This is a genomic window from Spiroplasma endosymbiont of Notiophilus biguttatus, from assembly GCF_964030985.1.
Classification (GTDB): domain Bacteria; phylum Bacillota_I; class Bacilli_A; order Mycoplasmatales; family VBWQ01; genus Spiroplasma_E; species Spiroplasma_E ixodetis_A.
In genome coordinates, this window is record NZ_OZ034993.1 from 51529 (window position 1) to 73321 (window position 21793).

26 protein-coding genes are annotated in these 21793 nt (G+C 24.5%); 15 read left to right on the forward strand and 11 right to left on the reverse strand.

The annotated features are described in order from the left end of the window. Window positions 1-12 precede the first annotated feature (12 nt). The 4 genes from AAHM85_RS00330 to AAHM85_RS00345 all read right to left on the reverse strand — a co-directional run bounded on the left by AAHM85_RS00330 (window position 13) and on the right by AAHM85_RS00345 (window position 3686). The gene (locus AAHM85_RS00330; RefSeq protein ID WP_342260534.1) at window positions 13-219 is read right to left on the reverse strand and encodes a hypothetical protein; all 207 of its coding nucleotides are present in this window, start codon (window positions 217-219) and stop codon (window positions 13-15) included. A 299-nt stretch (window positions 220-518) separates the two neighbouring features. Continuing rightward, window positions 519-1964 (reverse strand): hypothetical protein, encoded by a 1446-nt coding sequence (locus AAHM85_RS00335; RefSeq protein ID WP_342260535.1) that lies wholly within the window; start codon window positions 1962-1964, stop codon window positions 519-521. Then, window positions 1948-2730, reverse strand: a complete 783-nt coding sequence (locus AAHM85_RS00340) for a hypothetical protein (RefSeq protein ID WP_342260536.1) — start codon at window positions 2728-2730, stop codon at window positions 1948-1950. The genes AAHM85_RS00335 and AAHM85_RS00340 overlap by 17 nt, the downstream gene beginning before the upstream one ends. Window positions 2731-2735: 5 nt before the next feature. Next, window positions 2736-3686: a hypothetical protein gene (locus tag AAHM85_RS00345; RefSeq protein ID WP_342260537.1), complete on the reverse strand. Its 951-nt coding sequence runs from the start codon at window positions 3684-3686 to the stop codon at window positions 2736-2738. Between the two features lie 196 nt (window positions 3687-3882). On the opposite strand from AAHM85_RS00345, the gene AAHM85_RS00350 reads away from it, so the two are divergent. Both AAHM85_RS00350 and AAHM85_RS00355 read left to right on the forward strand, forming a co-directional pair. Further along, entirely contained in the window at window positions 3883-4230 is a 348-nt protein-coding gene (locus AAHM85_RS00350) for a transposase family protein (protein ID WP_342260488.1), read from the forward strand. A gap of 4 nt (window positions 4231-4234) precedes the next feature. Further along, window positions 4235-4729: a transposase family protein gene (locus tag AAHM85_RS00355; protein ID WP_342260538.1), complete on the forward strand. Its 495-nt coding sequence runs from the start codon at window positions 4235-4237 to the stop codon at window positions 4727-4729. A 2-nt stretch (window positions 4730-4731) separates the two neighbouring features. Here AAHM85_RS00355 and AAHM85_RS00360 read toward each other — a convergent pair whose 3' ends face one another. The 6 genes from AAHM85_RS00360 to AAHM85_RS00385 form a co-directional block, all read right to left on the reverse strand. Next, window positions 4732-5187 (reverse strand): hypothetical protein, encoded by a 456-nt coding sequence (locus tag AAHM85_RS00360; protein WP_342260539.1) that lies wholly within the window; start codon window positions 5185-5187, stop codon window positions 4732-4734. A gap of 12 nt (window positions 5188-5199) precedes the next feature. Next, window positions 5200-6320, reverse strand: a protein-coding gene (locus AAHM85_RS00365) for an IS3 family transposase (protein ID WP_425289707.1) whose coding sequence is annotated in 2 segments (ribosomal slippage) — window positions 5200-6077 and window positions 6077-6320 — 1122 coding nt in all. Because the reading frame shifts where the segments join, the coding sequence is not laid out codon by codon here. A gap of 31 nt (window positions 6321-6351) precedes the next feature. Next, entirely contained in the window at window positions 6352-6723 is a 372-nt protein-coding gene (locus tag AAHM85_RS00370) for a hypothetical protein (RefSeq protein WP_342260540.1), read from the reverse strand. Between the two features lie 3 nt (window positions 6724-6726). Further along, window positions 6727-8082 (reverse strand): phage terminase large subunit, encoded by a 1356-nt coding sequence (locus tag AAHM85_RS00375; protein ID WP_342260541.1) that lies wholly within the window; start codon window positions 8080-8082, stop codon window positions 6727-6729. Next, window positions 8076-8471 (reverse strand): terminase small subunit, encoded by a 396-nt coding sequence (locus AAHM85_RS00380; protein WP_174480004.1) that lies wholly within the window; start codon window positions 8469-8471, stop codon window positions 8076-8078. Before AAHM85_RS00380 ends, AAHM85_RS00375 begins: the two co-directional genes overlap by 7 nt. 230 nt (window positions 8472-8701) lie before the next feature. Continuing rightward, entirely contained in the window at window positions 8702-8977 is a 276-nt protein-coding gene (locus AAHM85_RS00385) for a hypothetical protein (protein WP_342260542.1), read from the reverse strand. A 226-nt stretch (window positions 8978-9203) separates the two neighbouring features. Between AAHM85_RS00385 and AAHM85_RS00390 the strand changes: the two genes are divergently transcribed. Then, window positions 9204-10100, forward strand: coding sequence for an Mbov_0401 family ICE element transposase-like protein (locus tag AAHM85_RS00390; protein ID WP_342260543.1), 897 nt, complete (start codon window positions 9204-9206; stop codon window positions 10098-10100). A 31-nt stretch (window positions 10101-10131) separates the two neighbouring features. Beyond that, entirely contained in the window at window positions 10132-11010 is an 879-nt protein-coding gene (locus tag AAHM85_RS00395) for an IS1595 family transposase (RefSeq protein WP_342260544.1), read from the forward strand. Between the two features lie 498 nt (window positions 11011-11508). Here AAHM85_RS00395 and AAHM85_RS00400 read toward each other — a convergent pair whose 3' ends face one another. Continuing rightward, window positions 11509-11643: a hypothetical protein gene (locus AAHM85_RS00400; RefSeq protein WP_342260545.1), complete on the reverse strand. Its 135-nt coding sequence runs from the start codon at window positions 11641-11643 to the stop codon at window positions 11509-11511. Between the two features lie 442 nt (window positions 11644-12085). Here AAHM85_RS00400 and AAHM85_RS00405 point away from each other — a divergent pair, with 442 nt between their 5' ends. The 11 genes from AAHM85_RS00405 (at window position 12086) to AAHM85_RS00455 (ending at window position 21741) form a co-directional block, all read left to right on the forward strand. Then, complete coding sequence (locus AAHM85_RS00405; RefSeq protein ID WP_342260546.1) at window positions 12086-13243, forward strand: thiamine pyrophosphate-dependent enzyme; 1158 nt, start codon at window positions 12086-12088, stop codon at window positions 13241-13243. Window positions 13244-13245: 2 nt separating this feature from the next. Beyond that, the gene (locus AAHM85_RS00410) at window positions 13246-14286 is read left to right on the forward strand and encodes an alpha-ketoacid dehydrogenase subunit beta (RefSeq protein ID WP_342260547.1); all 1041 of its coding nucleotides are present in this window, start codon (window positions 13246-13248) and stop codon (window positions 14284-14286) included. A 30-nt stretch (window positions 14287-14316) separates the two neighbouring features. Further along, entirely contained in the window at window positions 14317-15618 is a 1302-nt protein-coding gene (locus tag AAHM85_RS00415; RefSeq protein ID WP_342260548.1) for a dihydrolipoamide acetyltransferase family protein, read from the forward strand. Between the two features lie 16 nt (window positions 15619-15634). Beyond that, window positions 15635-17131 (forward strand): dihydrolipoyl dehydrogenase, encoded by a 1497-nt coding sequence (gene lpdA, locus AAHM85_RS00420; protein ID WP_342260549.1) that lies wholly within the window; start codon window positions 15635-15637, stop codon window positions 17129-17131. Window positions 17132-17358: 227 nt separating this feature from the next. After that, on the forward strand, window positions 17359-18387 hold the full coding sequence (locus AAHM85_RS00425; RefSeq protein WP_342260550.1) for a hypothetical protein: 1029 nt from the start codon (window positions 17359-17361) through the stop codon (window positions 18385-18387). Between the two features lie 102 nt (window positions 18388-18489). Then, window positions 18490-18837: a transposase family protein gene (locus AAHM85_RS00430; protein ID WP_342260488.1), complete on the forward strand. Its 348-nt coding sequence runs from the start codon at window positions 18490-18492 to the stop codon at window positions 18835-18837. A 4-nt stretch (window positions 18838-18841) separates the two neighbouring features. Next, on the forward strand, window positions 18842-19336 hold the full coding sequence (locus AAHM85_RS00435; RefSeq protein WP_342260487.1) for a transposase family protein: 495 nt from the start codon (window positions 18842-18844) through the stop codon (window positions 19334-19336). A gap of 5 nt (window positions 19337-19341) precedes the next feature. Then, a complete protein-coding gene (locus tag AAHM85_RS00440; RefSeq protein ID WP_342260551.1) occupies window positions 19342-19659 on the forward strand; it encodes an IS1595 family transposase in 318 nt (105 codons plus the stop codon). 140 nt (window positions 19660-19799) lie between these two features. Next, the gene (locus AAHM85_RS00445) at window positions 19800-20420 is read left to right on the forward strand and encodes a type IV secretory system conjugative DNA transfer family protein (protein ID WP_342261679.1); all 621 of its coding nucleotides are present in this window, start codon (window positions 19800-19802) and stop codon (window positions 20418-20420) included. Window positions 20421-20679: 259 nt separating this feature from the next. Then, a complete protein-coding gene (locus AAHM85_RS00450; protein WP_342260552.1) occupies window positions 20680-21261 on the forward strand; it encodes a hypothetical protein in 582 nt (193 codons plus the stop codon). Between the two features lie 123 nt (window positions 21262-21384). Next, the gene (locus AAHM85_RS00455; protein ID WP_342260553.1) at window positions 21385-21741 is read left to right on the forward strand and encodes a hypothetical protein; all 357 of its coding nucleotides are present in this window, start codon (window positions 21385-21387) and stop codon (window positions 21739-21741) included. Window positions 21742-21793 lie beyond the last annotated feature (52 nt).

Below are 21793 nucleotides of genomic sequence, written 5' to 3' on the forward strand. Positions count from 1 at the left end.
CATTTTTTAATATTAATAAATACTTTTTACTTCTTCTTTTTTATTAATAGAATTTAATTTAGTTTGTAATTTATTAATTTTATTTTGTTTTTTTAGTTCTTTTTTATTAGGGTCTGTTAAAGATTTACCAAAAGCAATAAATGCTTTTCCTAATTTAATTAAAACATAACCCCCATTAATACATAAATTAGCAACTATAATGATTGTTGTAGTATCCATATTAAATCACCACCTTTCTAAAATATTTGATTAATTTTTAATACAATTTTTACAATAATAAATATAATTAAACAAGCTGTTGCTGATGATAATATAACTCCAATTAAACTTAAAATAATTTTTATAATTTTAAAAATCATAATATTATTCCTGTAATTCTTCTAATTTTCATAAATTACCTTTACTTTCCCCTTTTAAAGAAAAAATAGTAACAGATTTTGCATGAGCTACTGATAAAACTAATATATTCTCATTATCATTAAAAACATCTATTCGTATACCAGCTATTCTATCATCAGTTATAATAAATTCTTTAATAGCATAAACTGGATTATATATACTTCAAGAAAATAAACTCTGTATCGTTTATTTTCTTGAAAATCATAAGTAATTTGTCAATTATCTCATTTATTATTTTCTCTTGTTCCTACATCTTTTCATTTTGGAATACTTGGACTTGGTGTTGGGTTTTCTTTTAAATTAATTTCTCATTCATTTTCTCTAATTTCATTTGTTAATAAAGTTTTTGAATCAATTTTTAAACGTTTAGTTCTTTTATTTAATTCATTAATTGCACTTATAATAGTTTTATCAGTAGTTTCTAATTCTGGTATATTTTTATTTTTTAAAATTGTTACAATACCATCTGTATTTAAGTGAATTTTATTACCTAATTCTTTTGTATTTGTTCCATAAAATTCATTTTCATCAAAAAGACTATTTGCAAGATAAAAAGCATTAGTAAGTAATTCAATAAAATTTTCTTTTTGTTCTTTATCTTTAAATATTTTATTTTCTAAATCATTAATTTTATCTTGCTTTTTATCAATATTATTTTTATTTTCATTAATAGCACCATTAACAGTTTTACTAGTTGTATTTACATTAGGAATAGATAAATTATTAAATACTATTTCTGTATCTAATGAAATAGTATTATTTTGATTTTTAAATTGATTATTAAAAGTTAATTTATCTTGTTTTTTATCTAATAACTCATCAACATATTCTTTATTTGTTGCATCAGTTAAAAATGTAGGTGTTCCAACATCAATAATACGTTTATCATCTTTTGGTTTAATAAAATTAGGATTATCAGTAGTTGTTTCTCATAATGAATCAATATTAGCATCAACATTTAATTTTAATTTAGGTATAGTATCACTAACATCTTGAATAGTAATACCAGTACCAGCAATTATTCCCATTTTTTGTAAAAATGTTTTATTTCCAGAATCTCAAGTTATTAATCTAGTATCACTTTCATCAAAAATACTAGGTGTATTAAAATTATCTGTATTACATGAAATACTATTATTAATGGCTTTTCTTGGTGTATGTAAATTTGCTTGTTGTAATAAATTATATACTTCCATTAATACATAATCTGGTTCACTTGGTGGACTAATACTACTTGATAAACCATTACCACTAATAGATACTGAACTTCTTATAAATGCCATTCCATCAGTTAAATAATATATAGTCATTCTTGCAGTTGCTCTTTTAACTAATTGTTGTTGAGTTTCATTAAGATTTTTAAATCCTATTACTTCAATTTGATTACCAGTAATAGTATTAATGCGTTCACTTGATATAGCAATAGCCATAATAGTAAAATCAGTTTTAGTATTGTCAGTAGTAGTTTGGTCTGCATCTGGTATAAAACCATATATAGTTTTTAAATCATCTTTTGTAATATAATTTAAATTTACATTTCAATCAATATTATTTTTGTTTTCCATAATCTTTATACCTTCCATATCCTTGAACTGCTTGTGATTTATTAACTACACCAATAACTGATTTATATTTAGATTGTTGAGTAACTTTTTTATTCATATTTTTAACATTAGTTCTGGCTCTTTGTTCTCTATCAGATTTTGATAAACCACCGTGATAATATTGATTTTGAAATATCTTATTAGCACCAGTACCATAAGCACCTGTTGCTTTACACATATCAATTCAAGTTTCTCTAGAAACCATAAAATAATCATAACTTTTAGATAAATTAGTTCTATAAGTTAATGTAGCAATACCATAAGTACCCGACTGTTGTTGTATTACTGGAGTTCATATACCACCTGCTAATGCACTACTAGAAAGATTTACATAAATTCCAATCATACTGTCATAATCTTGTTCAGTTAAAGAATTCATTATTATTTCTTTATCTTTATCCATTAATGACTTACCATTTAAATATTGTTTTTGAATATGTTGTAATTTAGCAATATTATTATTAGTAATATGTGTCATTATTTTTTTATGAATTACTGGTAAATTAGTTAATTTTTGTAAAACTTGTTGAAATTCAGATAATTCTTTTTGTGATTTACCTTGACCTAATACTTTTGACATTAATTGATTTTTTAATATTCCTGCTGGATTTTTTAAAAAACTATTAAATAATGAATTATTTTTTTTAAATTTTTCTATTAATTCAGCAGTTTGTATATCACTAACAGCAGTTTCTAATATCATTCTTAAAAGTAAGATAATAGGCATTTAAATTACTTCTTTTTTGTAAAAGTTACTTGTAAAGAACCATCATATAAAGTTTTACCTTCAACATTAGCACTTGTTGCTGTTAAATTTGAAAAATTAGCATTACTTTTTTGATAATTAGGATTTTTAGCAATAACTGCTTTTTCTACTTCATCTGCTGTTGGAGTATCACCAGCCATAGTAATAGCACCTAAATTTGTAAATTCAATTGCTGTTGCAATATCAATACTTGAAGTAACTGTAAATCCTTTAACTAAATCTGGTCTTAATGCTTTACCTTCTGATACTAAAAATTTATGAAAATTCTTAACATTACCATTACTTTGTAAAACAAAAGTATTATCTTGACCTCTATTAAATGGAAATGCTAATGCTTCTTTATGAACAAGAACTGCATCACATCTTAAAAAATTAAATCCTTCTTGTTTATCAATAACGTTAGCAGGATAATTTCTTCCTAATCATGGACATTCTATAATTTTAATACCACCAATTTCTACAATTTTACCATCTTTTAATGCTTGTGAAGCACTATCACTACCTAATGTAGTTGTTGATAATAATACTAATGGTTTAAAGAAACTAGATACTCATAATGTATAATCTTCTTCATCTGTACCAATATATTCATCAGTAATTCTTGCTTTTAATGTTGCTAATGTATTTGATATTTTTAATCATAATAACATTCTATAATCATCAATTTTTGGATTACTTGGTAATGCAATATTAATAATTCCATTATCTTTGGCTGTTTTAACTGCTAATGCTAATAATTTTGCTACTAAATATATTTCTACTGATTTTGCTTTTGCATCAATTCAACTTGATGCTAAACTATCTGATACAAGAACATTACCATCTTCATATTTAGCACCTAATAACCTTAAATCTAATGTTTCTTCTTCAAAATTAATTTCTTTCTTTTTATTTAAAAGAATTTGAACTGTATTCACTGCTGTTAGATTATTGGCACCAGCACCTGCTGTATAATCTTCAGTAGGATTTCTTTTAGTAATATTATAAATAGCAGTACCAGCATCTAATTGCTCTCTATTTTCTACTGTTGCATTAGACTTACTGCATAACTAGTTAACTTTTTATTTTTTTGTTATTATTAAAATAAAATTTGAATAGTTAAGGATAAACTTTATGACATATTTTGAATTAAAAGATAAATCTGATCAATATTTTCGTAAAATAGTGGGTATTAATAAACTCGTTTTTAACGAAATTTTAAATATTTTATTAGAACATCAAAAACTCAAAACTACTATTGGTGGAAGGCCATATAAAATGTCAATAGAAGATCGACTAGTAATGAGTTTAAGATATTTATATGAAAATCGTACATATCATAGTATTGGTGCTGAGTATGGTATGGTTGATACTACTGCTTTACGAAATATTCGTTCAATTGAAGATATTTTAATAAAGAATAATAAGTTTAATAATTTAACAAATAAAAATATTTTTTTAAAAAGAAGAATTAAAAAATAAAATTTTGATAATTGATGTAACAGAGGTAGAAACAGAACGACCAAAATATAACCAAAAAGATTGATTTTCTGGTAAAAAATGAATGCATACTGTTAAGTTTCAAACCGTAATTAATGCAAATACTAATGAAATTTTAAATATTTTTTCTGATATTGGTAAAAATCATGATTTTAAAACTTTTAAGAATTCAAAGTTAAAGTTTTTATCAGAAACTATAATTCTTGCAGATAAAGGTTATCAAGGTTTACAAAAAATTCATGCTAATACATTTTTACCCATTAAAATTAGCAAAAATAATCCTAAAACAAATAAAACCAAAATCTTTAATAAGATTATTAATAAAACTCGTAGAAAAATTGAACATGTTTTTGCATTTTTAAAATGTTTTAAGATTATTGGTTATAAATTTAGAAAAGCCAGAAAACGAATATTTTTAAGATTTAATTTAATTGCAGGATTTTATAATTTATCATTAAAACTTAAAAACGTTATGCAGTAAGTCTAATGAGTATTACCAATAAATTTTTTATTATTTTTATTATAATATTGAAAATATGGATTACCAGCAGTTGCATAATTATAATCTTCTATTTCAGCACCATTTAAAAAATTATTATCTCAATAATTTACTAATCTATTTGATACATCAACTTTATTAGTATTTTTAGTTTTTTCAACATTAGTTCTTAAATGACCTTCATAATGTTTTGTTGCACCATCATCATAATTTGGAGCAATTACTTTTTGTCAATCTTGATAACTATCCATTGTACTTTCACCACGTACAGTTAAAACATAATTAGTTTCTGGTAATGCTTGAAAACTTACTGGGTCATAAGTTGAACATTGATATTGTCATGGAAATAATAATTTACTTGGATATTGTCGATATTTATGTTGTTTAGTATTAATAGGATTATTATCAATATCTCTACCCCATAATGCTTGAAATGGCAACCCTTTTTAGGACTATTTTTTGGTAGACATTTTTTCTTGATATTTAATGGGAGTTAAGTAGTTTAAAGTGCTGTGGATTCTTATATTGTTATATCAATTGATATAATCAAATAATTCTAATTTTAAATGTATTAATGATGTAAATTTTTTGTCATTAATAAATTCAGTCTTGAAAGTTTTAAAAGTTGCTTCAGCAACAGCATTGTCATAAGGACAACCTTTTTTACTTAAAGAGCGGGTAATATTGAATGCTAATAAAAGTTTGTTAATAATTTTATTATTAAATTCGTTACCTCGATCGCTATGAAATATTTGCATATCTTTTAAACAGCGATTTGATTGCATAAATGCTTGATATACCAATGATGCATCTTTTTTAGTACCTACACTATGTCCAACAATTTCGCGGTTAAATAGGTCTATTAATAAGCAAATATAGTTTCATTTACCATTAACTTCAACATAACTAAGATCACTGACAATCACCTCATTTTTAATTCTATTATTAAAGTTTCTATTAACAATATTAGTGATTTGTTCATTATTTACTTTATTACGATGATTTTTAAATGATAATTTAGTGTATTTTGACATTAAATTATGTTTATCCATAATTTTTTTAATTTTTCTTCTTGATAAATAAATTTCTTGTTTTTCTAGTATGACTTTTAATCTTCTTGTTCCATAAACACATTTGTTTTCTTTAAAAGCACTAATAACAGCTTGATCATAAATATTATTTTTGATTTTATCTTCTTTTTTCTTTAAGTTAAAATAATATGTTGATTTAGAAATTTTTAAAAAACGACACATTGGGCGAATCTTATATTTTCATTTATTATTTGCAATAATCTCTACTTTCTGCCTATTATTAGTGCTGCTTGCTTTAAAATATCATTTTCCATTCGTAATTGTTTTAATTCTTTATTCATTTGAATTAATTGTTTTTCTAAATCAGAAAGATTATCTTTAGTTTTAAAACTTCCCGAATTAGTAAATTGCTTAATTCATTTATATGCAACTGCTTTTGTAACATTGTACTCTTTAACAAGACAAGATACTGATTTGCCACTTTGATATAAAGCTACTATTTGTTTTTTAAATTCATCTGTATATGAAGTAATATTGGCCATAATTATATTTCCTTTCTTTTAACAAATATTGTTATTTGTCTACATAATTAGTGTCCAATAAATTGTAGCCGATCCAAGCACTATATTCAGTTTCTAATACTCTTGCAACTCTTGATTGAGCATATGGTTGAGCAAAATTTAATGATATTCTACCAGTTTTACTTTTATCAATTTGAACAATACTATAACCATAACCAGATTTAATATGACAATCTTGATAAAATAAACTATCAAAATTATTTCATTCTTTTAATTTTTCAATTGCTCTTTTATAATCATCATCTTCACTTGTTAAAGTATAACCATTACCCCATAATAATTTACTTGCATGATTTGCTATTATTTCTTGAAGATTAATCATACATCACTTAGGAGTTAATATTTCAGTATTATGATTATTCATATGTTACTTCCTTTCAAAATAAGGATTTATATTTGCACTTAAATTTCTCATATATGGTTCTATAGCATAATCAAATGCATCACGTAAATGGTCATTACCTGCTAATGGTATTTGTTTAATACTTTTAGGGTCTCATACAGCTAATCTAAATTCATCCAATAATGATTGTGCATTCATACTAATATTTAAGCGTTCTGATGCCATTAAAGCCACATTCTTACCTATTCTAAACTCAAGTCTTAACTTCACACAATCTTTAAAATATAATCATGAATTAACTTGATATTTAATTGCTGTATCATTAAGCATTTCAATAAATGTATAATTACTAAAATCACAATATACAGTTAAACCATATTCATAAAGTAAATTATTTTCTTTTGCTAATTTAATATAAAATTCAACTACTAATCTTGCTAATTGTTTATTATCATAACGTACTAATTTATTCTCTATTTTTAAACAATCAATAACATTAACAAATTTAAAATTATAATCAAAACCTATTAATAAACATGCTAAAGCATCATCTTTAAACCCATAATCTAATAATCCAGCACTAAATCTATAACTTGGTTGTAATAAACGAGATATCTTATGAATAAGATGTGAATATATCCCACCAGATTCATAACCTACTAAACCATGACTTCTTACTCTTGCAGATATTGGGTCTAGAACTTCTATTTCTAATAATTGTTGTTTATCACTATCTTTTAAATGAGTATTTAATTTTCAATTTTGATAATGATAAATAGTATTATCAATAATAGTAAATTGTTCATATTCATTAATTATTTGCTTTTCATTTTGTGGACAAGCATTTATAGTTTTTTTAATAAATTCATTAAGAATTGACCAAGGATTACAACTTTCAATTTCTAATAATTGATTTGCACCACGAATAGCATCTTTTAAATCTTGATAATCATTTTCAGTAATTTCATATCTTTCATCACTTCATATAATTACATAATCATATAAATAATTACTGGCTAATCCCGTTAATTTAACATTACTATTATCTTGTGCATGTAAATATTTACAAGTGATTTTACTACCATTAAATTCAATAGTTTTTTTAGTTTCACTAATAATAAAATTAATACTAGGATAAGTTGCTCTAATAATTTGTTTTAATTCTTGTCAACTATCATTTAATTGTTTTGACATATTACGAATTAAATAAGCATGAATATTAATATTTTCTAACATTAATAAAATACCTAAGAATTCAATATCACTAAATGTTTTACCAGATTTACGACTACCTAATTGTTTAATTTTAGTAATATTTAAAGGTTGTTTTAAATACATTCTTTTAGCAATATCTAATAAATAACCAAAATTACTTAACATTTATTCTTACCTTTATTTTCTAAACTAATTGCTATAGGGGCTGTATTATCACTACTTTTTATATCAATTTTTGTAGATAAATGATATTCTTTCACAAATGCTCTTTCTAAATATCATGCAGTATTATTTGCATTTGCTTTTAAATATCTTTGCGTATTAATATGGCGTATTTGTAAATATGCTCAATTAATTTGTTGTAAAAAAGTATTTCTCTTTTTTTGTTTTCAACTATAAAGAGTATTTTCTGTAATATCTAAATAAACTAACATACCAATTTTAGTAGGTACTTCTTCAGTTTGTTTACAATGATTAAAATATTCTTCTAATTTTTCTCTTAATGCTTTTGCATCATTAAAAATTGTTCTTATTTTTATTTTTTCTTCTTGCACATAAAAATCTCCTTTCATATGCTTTAAAAACACAAAAATTTATGCTATAATTAATATAATCTTTAAGTTAGAATTGCTGAAAAAATAACTTATTAACTTTATTAATTACTTCATATATATTTTTATTTAATTTTTATAATATAATTATAACAAAAAAATAGCATTTACAGTGCTATTTTTAAAATTTTTCTAAGCAATTGGTACATATAGTTTCGGGATTATCTTTGACTTTAAAACAAATGCCACAAACTTTTTTTCTGTTCATCATTTAAAATATTATAAATTCCTAACTCTTTTGTTTTTTCTTCTTCTTTTTTATTACTAAAATTTTTATTATTTCATAAAATTGCTCATCCAAGAACTAAACCTAATATATTCAAAGTAATAAATAATATTACTACTCCCATCGCATTATTTTTAAAACAATATTTAATTCCATATCGTATTAATAAAATTCAAATTACTGCTCCTATTATTCCGAAAGATATTCATAATCCTAAATCCATTTTTACTTTTATTTTCCTTTTCTATTTACATTTTTCTTTAATTGTACATTATTTTTCTAAAAAAGAAAAGATAACTAATAAAAGTTATCTTTAAACGTTGCAATAGATTTGCTAGTTATTTCAATCGTTCTTTATTATTATACTTTAAAATTAAACTTTTTTCAACAATAATTTAATAAATTTGACACAATGCTTGGAGTTAAATTTAATGGAAAGGTGTTAAAAAATGTTTAATTATAAAAATAACCTTGAATATGAAATTAATAGAATTATAACAAATCATGTTAATAAAATCCATGCTTTTGATGAATATTTTTTTCAAAATAGAGATAAAGATAGATATAAAGTTGCTAAAAAATGTAATCGTAGTATTATTTTTGAATTTGGTAAAATGATTTTTAATCAAAGAGTTTATTGAGATAAATTAAAGAAAGAATATTATTATCCAGTTTATGAAGAGTTTAATATTGAAAAAAGAGCAAAAATTATTAGTTGATTAAAAGAAGAAATAATATCATATATTGGAAGAAAGAAACATTATCAAGATATCCAAGATATTTTAAAATATACTTATGTTTCAAAAGTAACAATTAGTAAAATTCATAAAAATGCAAAAGTTCAAGAAAAATTACCAGAACAAAAATTTAAAGTTAAAAATAGTGAATTTATTTATATTAATGCTGATGATTGTTATGTTCCAGTTTGAAATAAAAATCATAAAAGAGAAATGCAAAAAATTCGTAGTATTAGTTACAATACTGGTAAAAAACAAATAGGTAAAAATAGAAATAAGTTATCAAATAAAATTTATACTTTTATGGGTGATTATAAATATATTAATAAAGAAGATTATTTACAAGCAAATCCGACAGTTAATTTTACTTGAAATGGATTAAAAAAATATTATGAATTTGAAAATGCTAAATTAGTAGTTTCTGGAGATGGTGCTGGATGAATATATAATTTAGCAAAATATTTAGGGGCATATTATGTATTAGATAAATATCATGCTTTTTATTATTTATGAACAGCATATAAACCTGATAAAAGAAAACGGAATTTTACGTTTATTGGCAATAACTTATATACATTATTATTTCTGAAAACTATAATTAGATATTAGTAAAATAAAATCTAATTAAAGGTGATTGAAAATGAATATTTTAGACATAATAAATAAATTTCCAAACCAAGAATCTTGTATAAAATTTTTAGAAGAAATAAGATGAAATAACAAACCAAAATGTCTTTTTTGTTTTAGTGAAAAAGTTAACTCTGTTTTAAAAGAGTCGCGTTATAAATGCAAAAAATGTCATAAGTCTTTTAGTGTAACTGCTCAAACTATTTTTCATCATACACGTGTACCACTTCAAAAGTGATTTATTTTAATAGTATTAATGGCTAATGCTAAAAAAAGTTTATCATCATCTCAAGCTTCAAGAGACTTAAATTTACGTTTAGCAACTGTATGAAAAATGATGCATAAAATTAGAAAGGCAATGGCTAATGATGAGATTAAATTATTAGCAAAAATATTAGAGATGGATGAAACATATGTGGGTGGAAAACCGCGTAAATATAATGATGTTGATAATAAAAATAACTCATTACGTGGTAGAGGAACTAGTAAAGAGTGTGTTGTTGGCATTATTGAACGAAATGGTAATGTTAAATTATTTCATGCAAAAAATAAAAGTATTAAATCTGAAGATTTAATGAAAATAGTTAAAGAAAATGTTGATATTAACAATTCTATTCTTTTTACTGATGAATATCGTGGATATTATAAAATGAATAAAATTTTACCATATGAACAAGTTAATCACAAAAAATATTTTTCTTATAATGGTATTCATACAAATACAATAGAAAGTTTTTGAGCAATATTAAAAAGAGGTTTTATCGGCCAATTTCATTGAGTTTCAAAAAAATGACTCCAATCTTATTTAAATGAATTTTGTTTTAAATATAATAACCGTAAAGAAAAAATCACATTTAAAAATATCATAATTAAATTATTTATTAAGAATTAAGTGTTAACCAATAAGCGTAAAATTCCGAAAGAAAAAATAAAGTTAATCCAGAAAATTTAAAAAACTTTTTAAAAGCTTGAAAATATTTTTGTAATGGTCAATATGATGAATTAATAGCATTTTTAATTGAAACTAAAGTAAATAAAGAAACTTTAAGAATTTTTGAAAATAATAAAGAAGGTATTATTAATCAACCTGCTAGTTGAAATATTGGCTGTAGTGCTGAAAGTGATATTCAACATTTAGTTAAATCTCAAACTAAAGGTGCAAAAATATATGCTTATCCAACATTAATTAATATGTTAATGGCTAGAGCCAATTATTTAAATAGTAGAAATTATATTAATAGTGCTTAAAGTAATACAATTTAATATTTTTTAATTCTAATTTTAAGATTAGTATTTTTGTTTTGTTTAAATGTAATTTTGTAATTATATTTTTTAATATTTTAAAAATTTATGATATAATTTAGTTAACAAATATTTAGATTTGCTACTTTTATTGTTTGAAGTTAGAAAATCTATCCGTTATATTAATTCGTCCTGGTTTTATTTTCTTTTTGACATTTTCTAAAATTAATTTTATGTTCTCAAATTGTTCTTTAGTGACATGACTTGGATAATTTTTATACATATATACCTCTTATTTTAAAATATATAGTAATTTTACCTTATTATCTAAAAGATTCTAAACAGGTTCTTACATTAAATAAAAATATTTTTATTGTATATTTATTTTCTTGATAATGTTTTATGATTATAAATTTTATTATAAAGTCCTAATTTTATTAGGACTTTATGTTGCAAAAAATAAATAAACAATGATATTATGATTTTAATTATTTTTTCTGTTTTGTTTATTGTTAGAATATATTTTTCATTTTTACATGATAATAGGAAATAAAAAATATATGATATTAATAAAACCGTAGATAAATTAATATTTTAGTACAAATTATTTTGAACCAACAATTATTAGTAGTATAATGAAAAGGTATGTTCATTCATTATTTTAAAAATTAGTATAATTAAAAGTGTAACTGCAATTAGCTAAAATATTTAGGAGGAAAATTTAAATGTGAGTTGAGAAGTTTGATAATCCCCAAAAAGAAATTTTTCAAATATTAAATGAAAAAGGAGTAATTAATCCTAATTTTGTTGATTATTTAAAAAAATTTGATAGTAAGGTTTTATTAAAAGCATATGAAAACATGTGTTTTTCACGAATACAAGAACAAATGCAAATGGAATTAAACTATGAAAAAGATGAAAAAGGACAACTTAAATTAGTAAATGGAATTCCAAAAGTAATCGGAAAAGTTATTAACTTTTTATCTTCAAAAGGTCAAGAAGGTGTTGAAGTTGCCTATGCTAGTTGCTTACGACCAGGTATTGATTGATTAGTACCGGCCTATCGTAATAATGCAGCATGAATTACTGCTGGATATCCAGTTGAAAAAGTAATTCAATATTGATTAGGAAATGAAATGGGAAGTCAAATGCCGAAAGGTGTTAACATTTTACCAGTTAATATTCCAATTGCTACTCAATATTCACATGCAGCAGGTATTGCTTTTGCTGAAAAATATAAAAAAGATAAAGGAATTGTTATTACTACGATTGGTGATGGTGGTACTTCTGAAGGTGAGTTTTCTGAAGCAATTAATTTTGCTGCTATCCATAAATTAGCTGTTGTTTTCTTTGTTGAAAATAATCAGTGATCATTAGATACACCAACTGCTAAAGCAACAATGAGCCCAACTTTTGCACAAAAAGGAACAGCATTTGGCCTACCTAATATTTGTGTTGATGGTAATGATTTTTTTGCTGTTTATTATGCTACACAAGAAGCAATTGAAAGAGCAAAAAAAGGTAATGGTCCTTCATTAATTGAAGCTGTTACTTATCGTCAAAATGCGCATTCTGCTTTTGATATTAAAAAAGATTATTTTTCTGCTGAAGATTACAAAATTGAACAAGAATGATTAAAAAAAGATCCAATTGATCGTATTAGAGAATATTTAAAATCAATTAAACTTTGAGATGATAAAAAACAAGCAGAATTAGATAAACAAATTACTAAAAAGGTTAATGATGCAATTACTTGAGCATTAAAAAATGAAAATGTTTCAATTGATGAAATATTTGATTATACATATGAAAAATTAACACCACAATTAATAGAACAAAAAGCAGAAGCAAAAGCTTTCTTCAATGAAGGAGAGAAAAAATAATTATGAAAAGAAATAATGTGCAAGCTATTACTTTAGCCTTAGAATTAGCAATGAAAAAAAATCCTAATGTTGTTGTTTATGGTGAAGATGCCGGTAATGTTGGTGGTGTTTTTCGAGCAACTAAAGGTTTACAAGCAAAATTTGGTGTTAATCGTTGTTTTGATGCACCAATTGCTGAAGCAGTTATTGCTGGTAGTGCCGTTGGAATGGCAATTAATGGTTTAAATCCAATTATTGAAATGCAATTTTCAGGATTTTCTTTCTCTGCTTTTCAACAATTGTTATGTCATGCTGCACGAATGAGAAATCGTTCTCGTGGTAGATTCACTTGTCCAATGGTAGTACGTATGCCTTCATATGATTGAAATAATGGTAATAATGGTGCTTTGGAGCATCATTCAGAAGCAATTGAAGCTTTATTTTGTCATATTCCAGGTTTAAAAGTAGTTATGACTTCAAAACCTAATGATACTAAAAAATTATTATTGGCAGCAATTGAAAGTCCAGATCCTGTTATTGTTTTAGAATGTTTAGGAACTTATTTCAATAGTTATACTAGCAATAATTACACATATGATGTTAGAGAAGAAGTTAGTGATGCTTATGAAGTGACTGTTCTTGGTAAAGCTAAAATTCTTAAAGAATATAAGGCTGAAGAAAAACCTGATTTAACAATTGTAACTTATGGTTCAAAAGTTTATGATTGTGAAGCTGCTGTTAAAATTTTAGAAGAAAAAGAAAATTTTAAAATTGAATTAATTGATTTACAAACATTACAACCATGAGATGAAGAAACAGTTGTTAATTCTATTAAAAAAACAGGAAGATTATTAGTTGTTTCAGAAGCGGTTCGTTCATTTTCAGTTGCCTCAGAAATTATTACCGTTGTTAATGAAAAGTGTTTTGAATATTTAGAATGTCCTCCAACAAGGTTAACAGGTTATGATATTACTGTTCCACTGTCTAAAGGTGAAAAATGATTTATAATTAGTCCAGATAAAATTATGGAAAAAGTTAAACTAATGATGAATTATCCAGTTTAGTTAGTTGTTTAAAGAAAGGAAAGTGAAAAGATGGAATTGAAGTTTAAAGATATGGATGGAATCGATGAAGTTACTGTAACTCAAATTCATGTTAAAGTTGGAGATAATGTAAAAAAAGGTGATAATGTTGTTGATATTGAAGCAGATAAAGCTTCAGATAGTATTAAAGCCGAAGCAGATGGTAAAGTTTCTAAGATTCTTGTTAAAAAAGGAGATAGTATTAAGTCAGGTGCTGTTATTGTTGAGTTTGGTGGAACGATTAGTGATAATAAAAGTCCTTCATCAACAAATTCTTCACCAAAATCTGAATCAGTTGCTAGTACATCTAAAGTATCACCAGTTGAATTACCAAAACAAAATGTGGAATCTATTCAACAAACGGGTAAAGTATTAGCAACGCCATTAGCACGTAGAATGGCTCGTGACTTAGGTGTTGATATGGGAACAATTAAAGGAACTGGTCCTCGTGGTAGAATTTTAAAAGATGACTTATTAAATGCCAAGAATGGTGGTACAACAACTAGTGCTACTGCATCAACAACCCCTATTAATTCAATAGCTTCAGTTTCTGCTACAACTATTAGTTCACAAGGTATTAATGTTACTAAAATCGAAAGTTTTGGTAATGTTGAACATTTACCATTATCAGGAATTCGTAAGGCTGTTTCTAATCAAATGTCATTATCAGTTTATACAGCACCACATGTTAGTTTAATGATTAATGTTGATGCTGAAAACTTAGTACAATTACGTGCAACTTTAAAAGAACCAGCGGAAAAAGATCCAGATGGTAGTGCTAAATTAACATTTATGCCATTCTTTGTAAAGGCTGTTGCTAAAGTGTTAAAAGAAGAACGATTTAAATTACTTAATTCAACTTTGAACATGGCTAATAATGAAATTCTTGTTAAAAAATATTATAATATTGGTATGGCAGCCGATACTGAAAAGGGTTTAGTAGTTCCTGTTATTAAAAATGCTGATCAACTTTCATTATTTGAAATAGCAAGACAAGTTAATTCATTAGGTGATAAAGCTCGTAAGGGACTATTAAAAGGTGATGAAATGCAAGGTGGATCATTTACTATTACTAATTTTGGTTCAGCAGGAATTGAAATGGGAACACCAGTTATTAATTATCCAGAAGTAGCAATTTTAGGTTTAGGAATGATGCAAAAAAAACTAATTATTGCTGATGGTAAAATTGTTGAACATAAGTTCTTTCCATTATCACTTTCAATTGATCATCGTGTTATTGATGGTGCACCTGCTGGTTATTTCCTTTCTCGACTTAAAGAGTTATTAGAAAATCCAACATTAATTTTAGCTTAAGGAGAAAATGTAAAAGATGTCTAACTATGATTTTGATTTAATAATTATCGGGGCAGGTCCTGGTGGTTATGTAACAGCGGCTCGAGCAGCAAAGATGGGTTTAAAAACTGCAATTGTTGAAAAAGATAACTGAGGTGGAGTGTGTTTAAATGTTGGATGTATTCCTACTAAGACGTTACTAAAGGGCGCAAAAGTTTTTCATTATATTGAAAATGCTGATAAATATGGTGTTGCTATTAAAGATAAAAAAAATATTGAAATTAATTGAAAAGTAATGCAAGATCGTAAAGCTGGTGTTGTTAAAGGTTTAACTGGTGGTGTTGGCTTTTTAATGAAATCTAATAAAGTTGAACAATTATTAGGCATTGGAAGTGCTATTGATAAAAATACGATTTTAGTGAAAGCTAAAGACGGTAAAGAAAAGAAATATACTACTAAATATATGATAATTGCTACTGGTTCAAAAGTAAAAATGTTTGATAATCCTAATGGTCCACAATGTTTAAGTGAAAAAGATTTAAAAACAAATCAAACATTATTAACTTCGACTGAAATTCTTTCTTTAAAAGAAGTTCCAAAAACACTAACTATTATTGGTGGCGGTGTCATTGGTATTGAGTTTGCTTGTTTATTTAGTACACTTGGTACTAAAGTTACTATTATTGAATATTTAGATCGTATTTTAGCATTACTAGATGAAGATATTAGTACAACTTTAACTAAAATTCTTGAAAAAAATGGTATTAATATTATTACTGGTCATAGTGTTAATGAATTAAAGGATAAAACTTTAACTTATTATGCTGCAACTGATAAAGAACATAAAAAACCATTAACAGTAACTAGTGACTATTGTTTATTAAGTACTGGAAGAACGCCAATTACTGAAGGTTTTACTAATTTGGGAATTCAAATTAAGCCTAATCAAGCATTTGCCGTAAATAATAAATTGGAAGCTTTAGATGCTAATAATAATGTTATTGATAATATATATGTAATTGGAGATGCTAATGGTCAAAGAATGCTTGCTCATGTTGCATCAACACAAGGATTAGCAGCACTTAATAATATTTTAGTTAAAGAAGGTAGAACGGATGCTGATAATCAGTCATTGAAAGAGCAAGAAATAGATTATAATAAAATGCCTAGTTGTATTTATTCATTCCCTGAAGTGGCAAGTGTTGGTTTAACTGAAACTGAATGTAAATCTTTAGGTAAAGAATATTTGATGAAGAAAATACCATTTACTATTAATGGTAAGGCATTGGCTGATGGTGAGACTGATGGTTTTGTTAAAATCATTATTGATAAAAAATATGGAGAAATCCTAGGTGCTCATATTTTATGTTCAACGGCTACTGATATAATTGCTGAAATTGTTAATATTATGCAAACGGAAGGTACTATTGTTGAATTAGCCTCTTCTTGTCATCCACATCCAACAATGTCAGAAGTAGTTATGGATGTTGCACAAGATTTAGAATTAGAATGATACAAAGTTAATAAAAAATAGAAAATAATAAAAATGTACCTAAAAATTTAAAGGTACATTTTTATTATAAATTAATATAATATTGATTAAAAAGTATTGCTTCTTCTTTTTTTGACAAAAAAATAATCGGTGGTATTACTGTTACTTTCTTTTTGTAAATATTTATTTGGCATCAGTCACTTAAGTTTACCAATTAATATTTTCAATCTGTAATATAATTAAAAATAATTAATACAGAAGGAGAAATTATGAATTATAAAGTTTATTCAAAAGAAACAAAATTAGCCGTTGTTAATGAGTATTTAGTTGATAAAAAACTAAAAATACATGAAATTCAAGTCAAATATAAATTATCAACTCCAGTATTAATTTATAATTGGGTTAACCAATATCAAATTAAAGGTGAAAATGCATTCACCAAAATTTCTAAATCCCAAACTTCTCACAGGATCGATAAGAAAGATATTGAAATTAAACTATTAAACAAAGAAATTGATAAACTTAGAAAACAAGCTTTAAAAGATGAGGTTGAAAAAGAACTTTTAAAGGAGCAATTAGCCTGTGAAAAGAAATTAACAAGGGGAAAAAATAGTAAATTATTAAAATATAAGTGTTTTTTAATAGTAGAAAAATATAAGCAAAAAGGTCATCATTTAAATAAAATTATTGTTTACATAGCTATTAGCAAAACAGCATACTATTTATGAGTAAAAAAAGGTAAAAAGCAATATCAATCAAAAATTAATGATAATTTGATACAAGCAATAAACAAAATAGTTCTCATTAAAAATGAAAAAAAGTACATTAATATCACTAGTTTTGAAAAAGTAAGATTAGAGTTAAAAATAAAAAATAAAGGTCTTAAATGCAGTAAAACAAGCATAAAACAAATATTAAAAGATAATAATATTAAATTATTATTAGAACCTAAATCAACAAATAGAGTAGTAGAAAATAGTGATTTAAAAAATAATAAAGATTTATTAAAACGTAATTTTTCAAGTAAGTTATTACTTGAAAAAGTTGGTATGGATGGCACATGATTTAAAAATATAATTATTGGTGATAAAAAAACAAAATTATTAGTTGTTTTTGCTACTGATATGTACAGTAATTCAATTGTTGGCTGAAAAATAAACAAAAGTGAAAATGCCAAAACTGTGTTAAATGTGGTTAATCAAATAGAATTAGCGAGTGCTAAACAATGTAATTTTACGACTATTCAATCAGATTTAGGTTCTGCTAATACAAGCGAAATTGTTAGTAAAGTTTTTTAATACAAGTACTAATCTAATTCATTAGACTTACTGCATAACTAGTTAACTTTTTATTTTTTTGTTATTATTAAAATAAAATTTGAATAGTTAAGGATAAACTTTATGACATATTTTGAATTAAAAGATAAATCTGATCAATATTTTCGTAAAATAGTGGGTATTAATAAACTCGTTTTTAACGAAATTTTAAATATTTTATTAGAACATCAAAAACTCAAAACTACTATTGGTGGAAGGCCATATAAAATGTCAATAGAAGATCGACTAGTAATGAGTTTAAGATATTTATATGAAAATCGTACATATCATAGTATTGGTGCTGAGTATGGTATGGTTGATACTACTGCTTTACGAAATATTCGTTCAATTGAAGATATTTTAATAAAGAATAATAAGTTTAATAATTTAACAAATAAAAATATTTTTTTAAAAAGAAGAATTAAAAAATAAAATTTTGATAATTGATGTAACAGAGGTAGAAACAGAACGACCAAAATATAACCAAAAAGATTGATTTTCTGGTAAAAAATGAATGCATACTGTTAAGTTTCAAACCGTAATTAATGCAAATACTAATGAAATTTTAAATATTTTTTCTGATATTGGTAAAAATCATGATTTTAAAACTTTTAAGAATTCAAAGTTAAAGTTTTTACCAGAAACTATAATTCTTGCAGATAAAGGTTATCAAGGTTTACAAAAAATTCATGCTAATACATTTTTACCCATTAAAATTAGCAAAAATAATCCTAAAACAAATAAAACCAAAATCTTTAATAAGATTATTAATAAAACTCGTAGAAAAATTGAACATGTTTTTGCATTTTTAAAATGTTTTAAGATTATTGGTTATAAATTTAGAAAAGCCAGAAAACGAATATTTTTAAGATTTAATTTAATTGCAGGATTTTATAATTTATCATTAAAACTTAAAAACGTTATGCAGTAAGTCTAATGAAAATAGTTAAAGAAAATGTTGATATTAACAATTCTATTCTTTTTACTGATGAATATCGTGGATATTATAAAATGAATAAAATTTTACCACATGAACAAGTTAATCACAAAAAATATTTTTCTTATAATGGTATTCATACAAATACAATAGAAAGTTTTTGAGCAATATTAAAAAGAGGTTTTATCGGCCAATTTCATTGAGTTTCAAAAAAATGACTCCAATCTTATTTAAATGAATTTTGTTTTAAATATAATAACCGTAAAGAAAAAATCACATTTAAAAATATCATAATTAAATTATTTATTAAGAATTAAGTGTTAACCAATAAGCGTAAAATTCCGTTATTAAATATTTTTCAAAAGAAAATTTAATAAATTTAATTGATAGTAATGATAAAAATTATGATTATTTAACTACATTTAAAAATGATGATATCCAAGGTCTAGAAAACAGATTAAATGTTTATAATGAACAATTAAATCAAAGCATTGGTTTAAAAAATGATTTTTCTTTAATAGTTAAAAATCATAAAGTTATTTTATTTTCTTTGAATTCATTAGATTATCCTCAGTTAGCTAGCAACATTGGTAAATTACTTATCCAAGATTTAAAAGAGTTTGCTTCTATAAAACCAAGAAATCAACATATTAATATTATATTAGATGAATTTAACGTTTTTGCAAGTGATAGTATTATCAATTTAATTAATAAAACAAGAAGTTTTAACTATCAATGTTTTTTATGTTTTCAAACAATTAATGATTTAAAAACATCAAACAAAGATTTAACAGATACTATTTTTGGAAACACAGCTAACATTATTGCTCATAATGTCAAAGACCCAAATAGTGCTGACTATATAGCAAAAGTTTTTGGAACAAGAACAGTTGAAAAAATTACTAAGCAATATGATACTAAAAATAAAAAAAGTACCAAGGGTTCTATTCGTGAAGTTGAAGAATATATTGTTCATCCAAATGATTTAAAAAAATTAAAAGTTGGACAAGCATATTGCAAGATAATTTTAGAAAATTCAGTTCATTTTATTGACAAAATTATCATCGAAAAATACTAAGAAAATACCAAGAATGCTCTTGGTAATGTAAATGAAATTTTCCCCAAACCTATAAAGCAATTTCATTACTTTATCACAGATGACCCCGCTCCCCCAACGTAAACTTATGAGTGAACGGGGTCATCTGTTTAGGTTGGGGGAGAAATAACTTTTTCTTTCTTTTGAAAAAGAAAGAAAAAGTCCGCGCGAAAGCGCTTCCCAAAAAGAAAGAAAACGTTTTTCAAACGTTATCCCATTAGCAATTAAGGAGTTGAAAATCATGGAACAAATAAAAATTATAGAAATCATCAACCGTTGAGGGTACTTAAATACTTATCAGATTTCATTATTACTAAATAAAGAAATTAACGCTGTTGATTGATTAATCAGAGCTTTAATAGACAAAAAATTAATTCGTGTAGACCAACTAACCAGAAAAAACATCTATATGCTTTCAAGTCTAGGAAATCGAAAACTTGGCAAAAAAAGTAAAACCATAAGAATTAACTATAACGAACTAACTCATCAAGATTTACTTATTAAATGATTAACACAACAAAATGACATAATTTCTTATCAAACTGAAAAAGAACTAAAAGCAGAAAGTTATCGAGAAAAAGGATATCCCGACTTATTGGTGCATTATGAAAATAAAGTCATAATTATTGAACTTGAAAGAACTAGAAAAACAAAAATTAGAATGAGACAAAAATTTGATGGACTAAGACATTACTGTAAAAACGGATACGAAGTTTTATTTCTAGTTCCAAATGAAAGCATGAAAAAATTTGTTGATGAGCAAATCAAAATTTATAACTGAAAACTAGCAACTTTCAAAACTCAAATAATCAATTTTGGTTAAAACTTAACTAATTGTAAAATATACAAAATTTGATAACATATAGCTGTTATCCAACATATAAGTTTTAACCCATTACTTTTATACCAAAGTAAGTGGGTTTTAATGTTAAAAGGAGATATTAACATGACTGACAAAACTAAATCACAAACATATAATTTTCTATTAGAAAATAAAACCATAGAAGATATCAAACAAGAATCTAACATTGAGATTAGAGAAAAAAGTAGACATGGTGGAAAAACATTTAAATTAATTGTAATTAATAATACTAATAATCAAATAATTAATGACAACTTATCAGAAAATAATAGAGAAAATTTAGAACTAGTTACTAGTAATTTAATAAATAATGAAAAAGAGCAAAAAATCAATAATGATATATGAACAAAATTTAAAAATTACTTAAATTGACCAACATCAAATACAGAAGAGCTAATACAAACTCAAAAAAAAATATATTGAACAACTAGAACAAAGTAATTTAGAAAAAGATAAAGAAAATCAACAACTTAAAACTGAAAATCAAAAATTA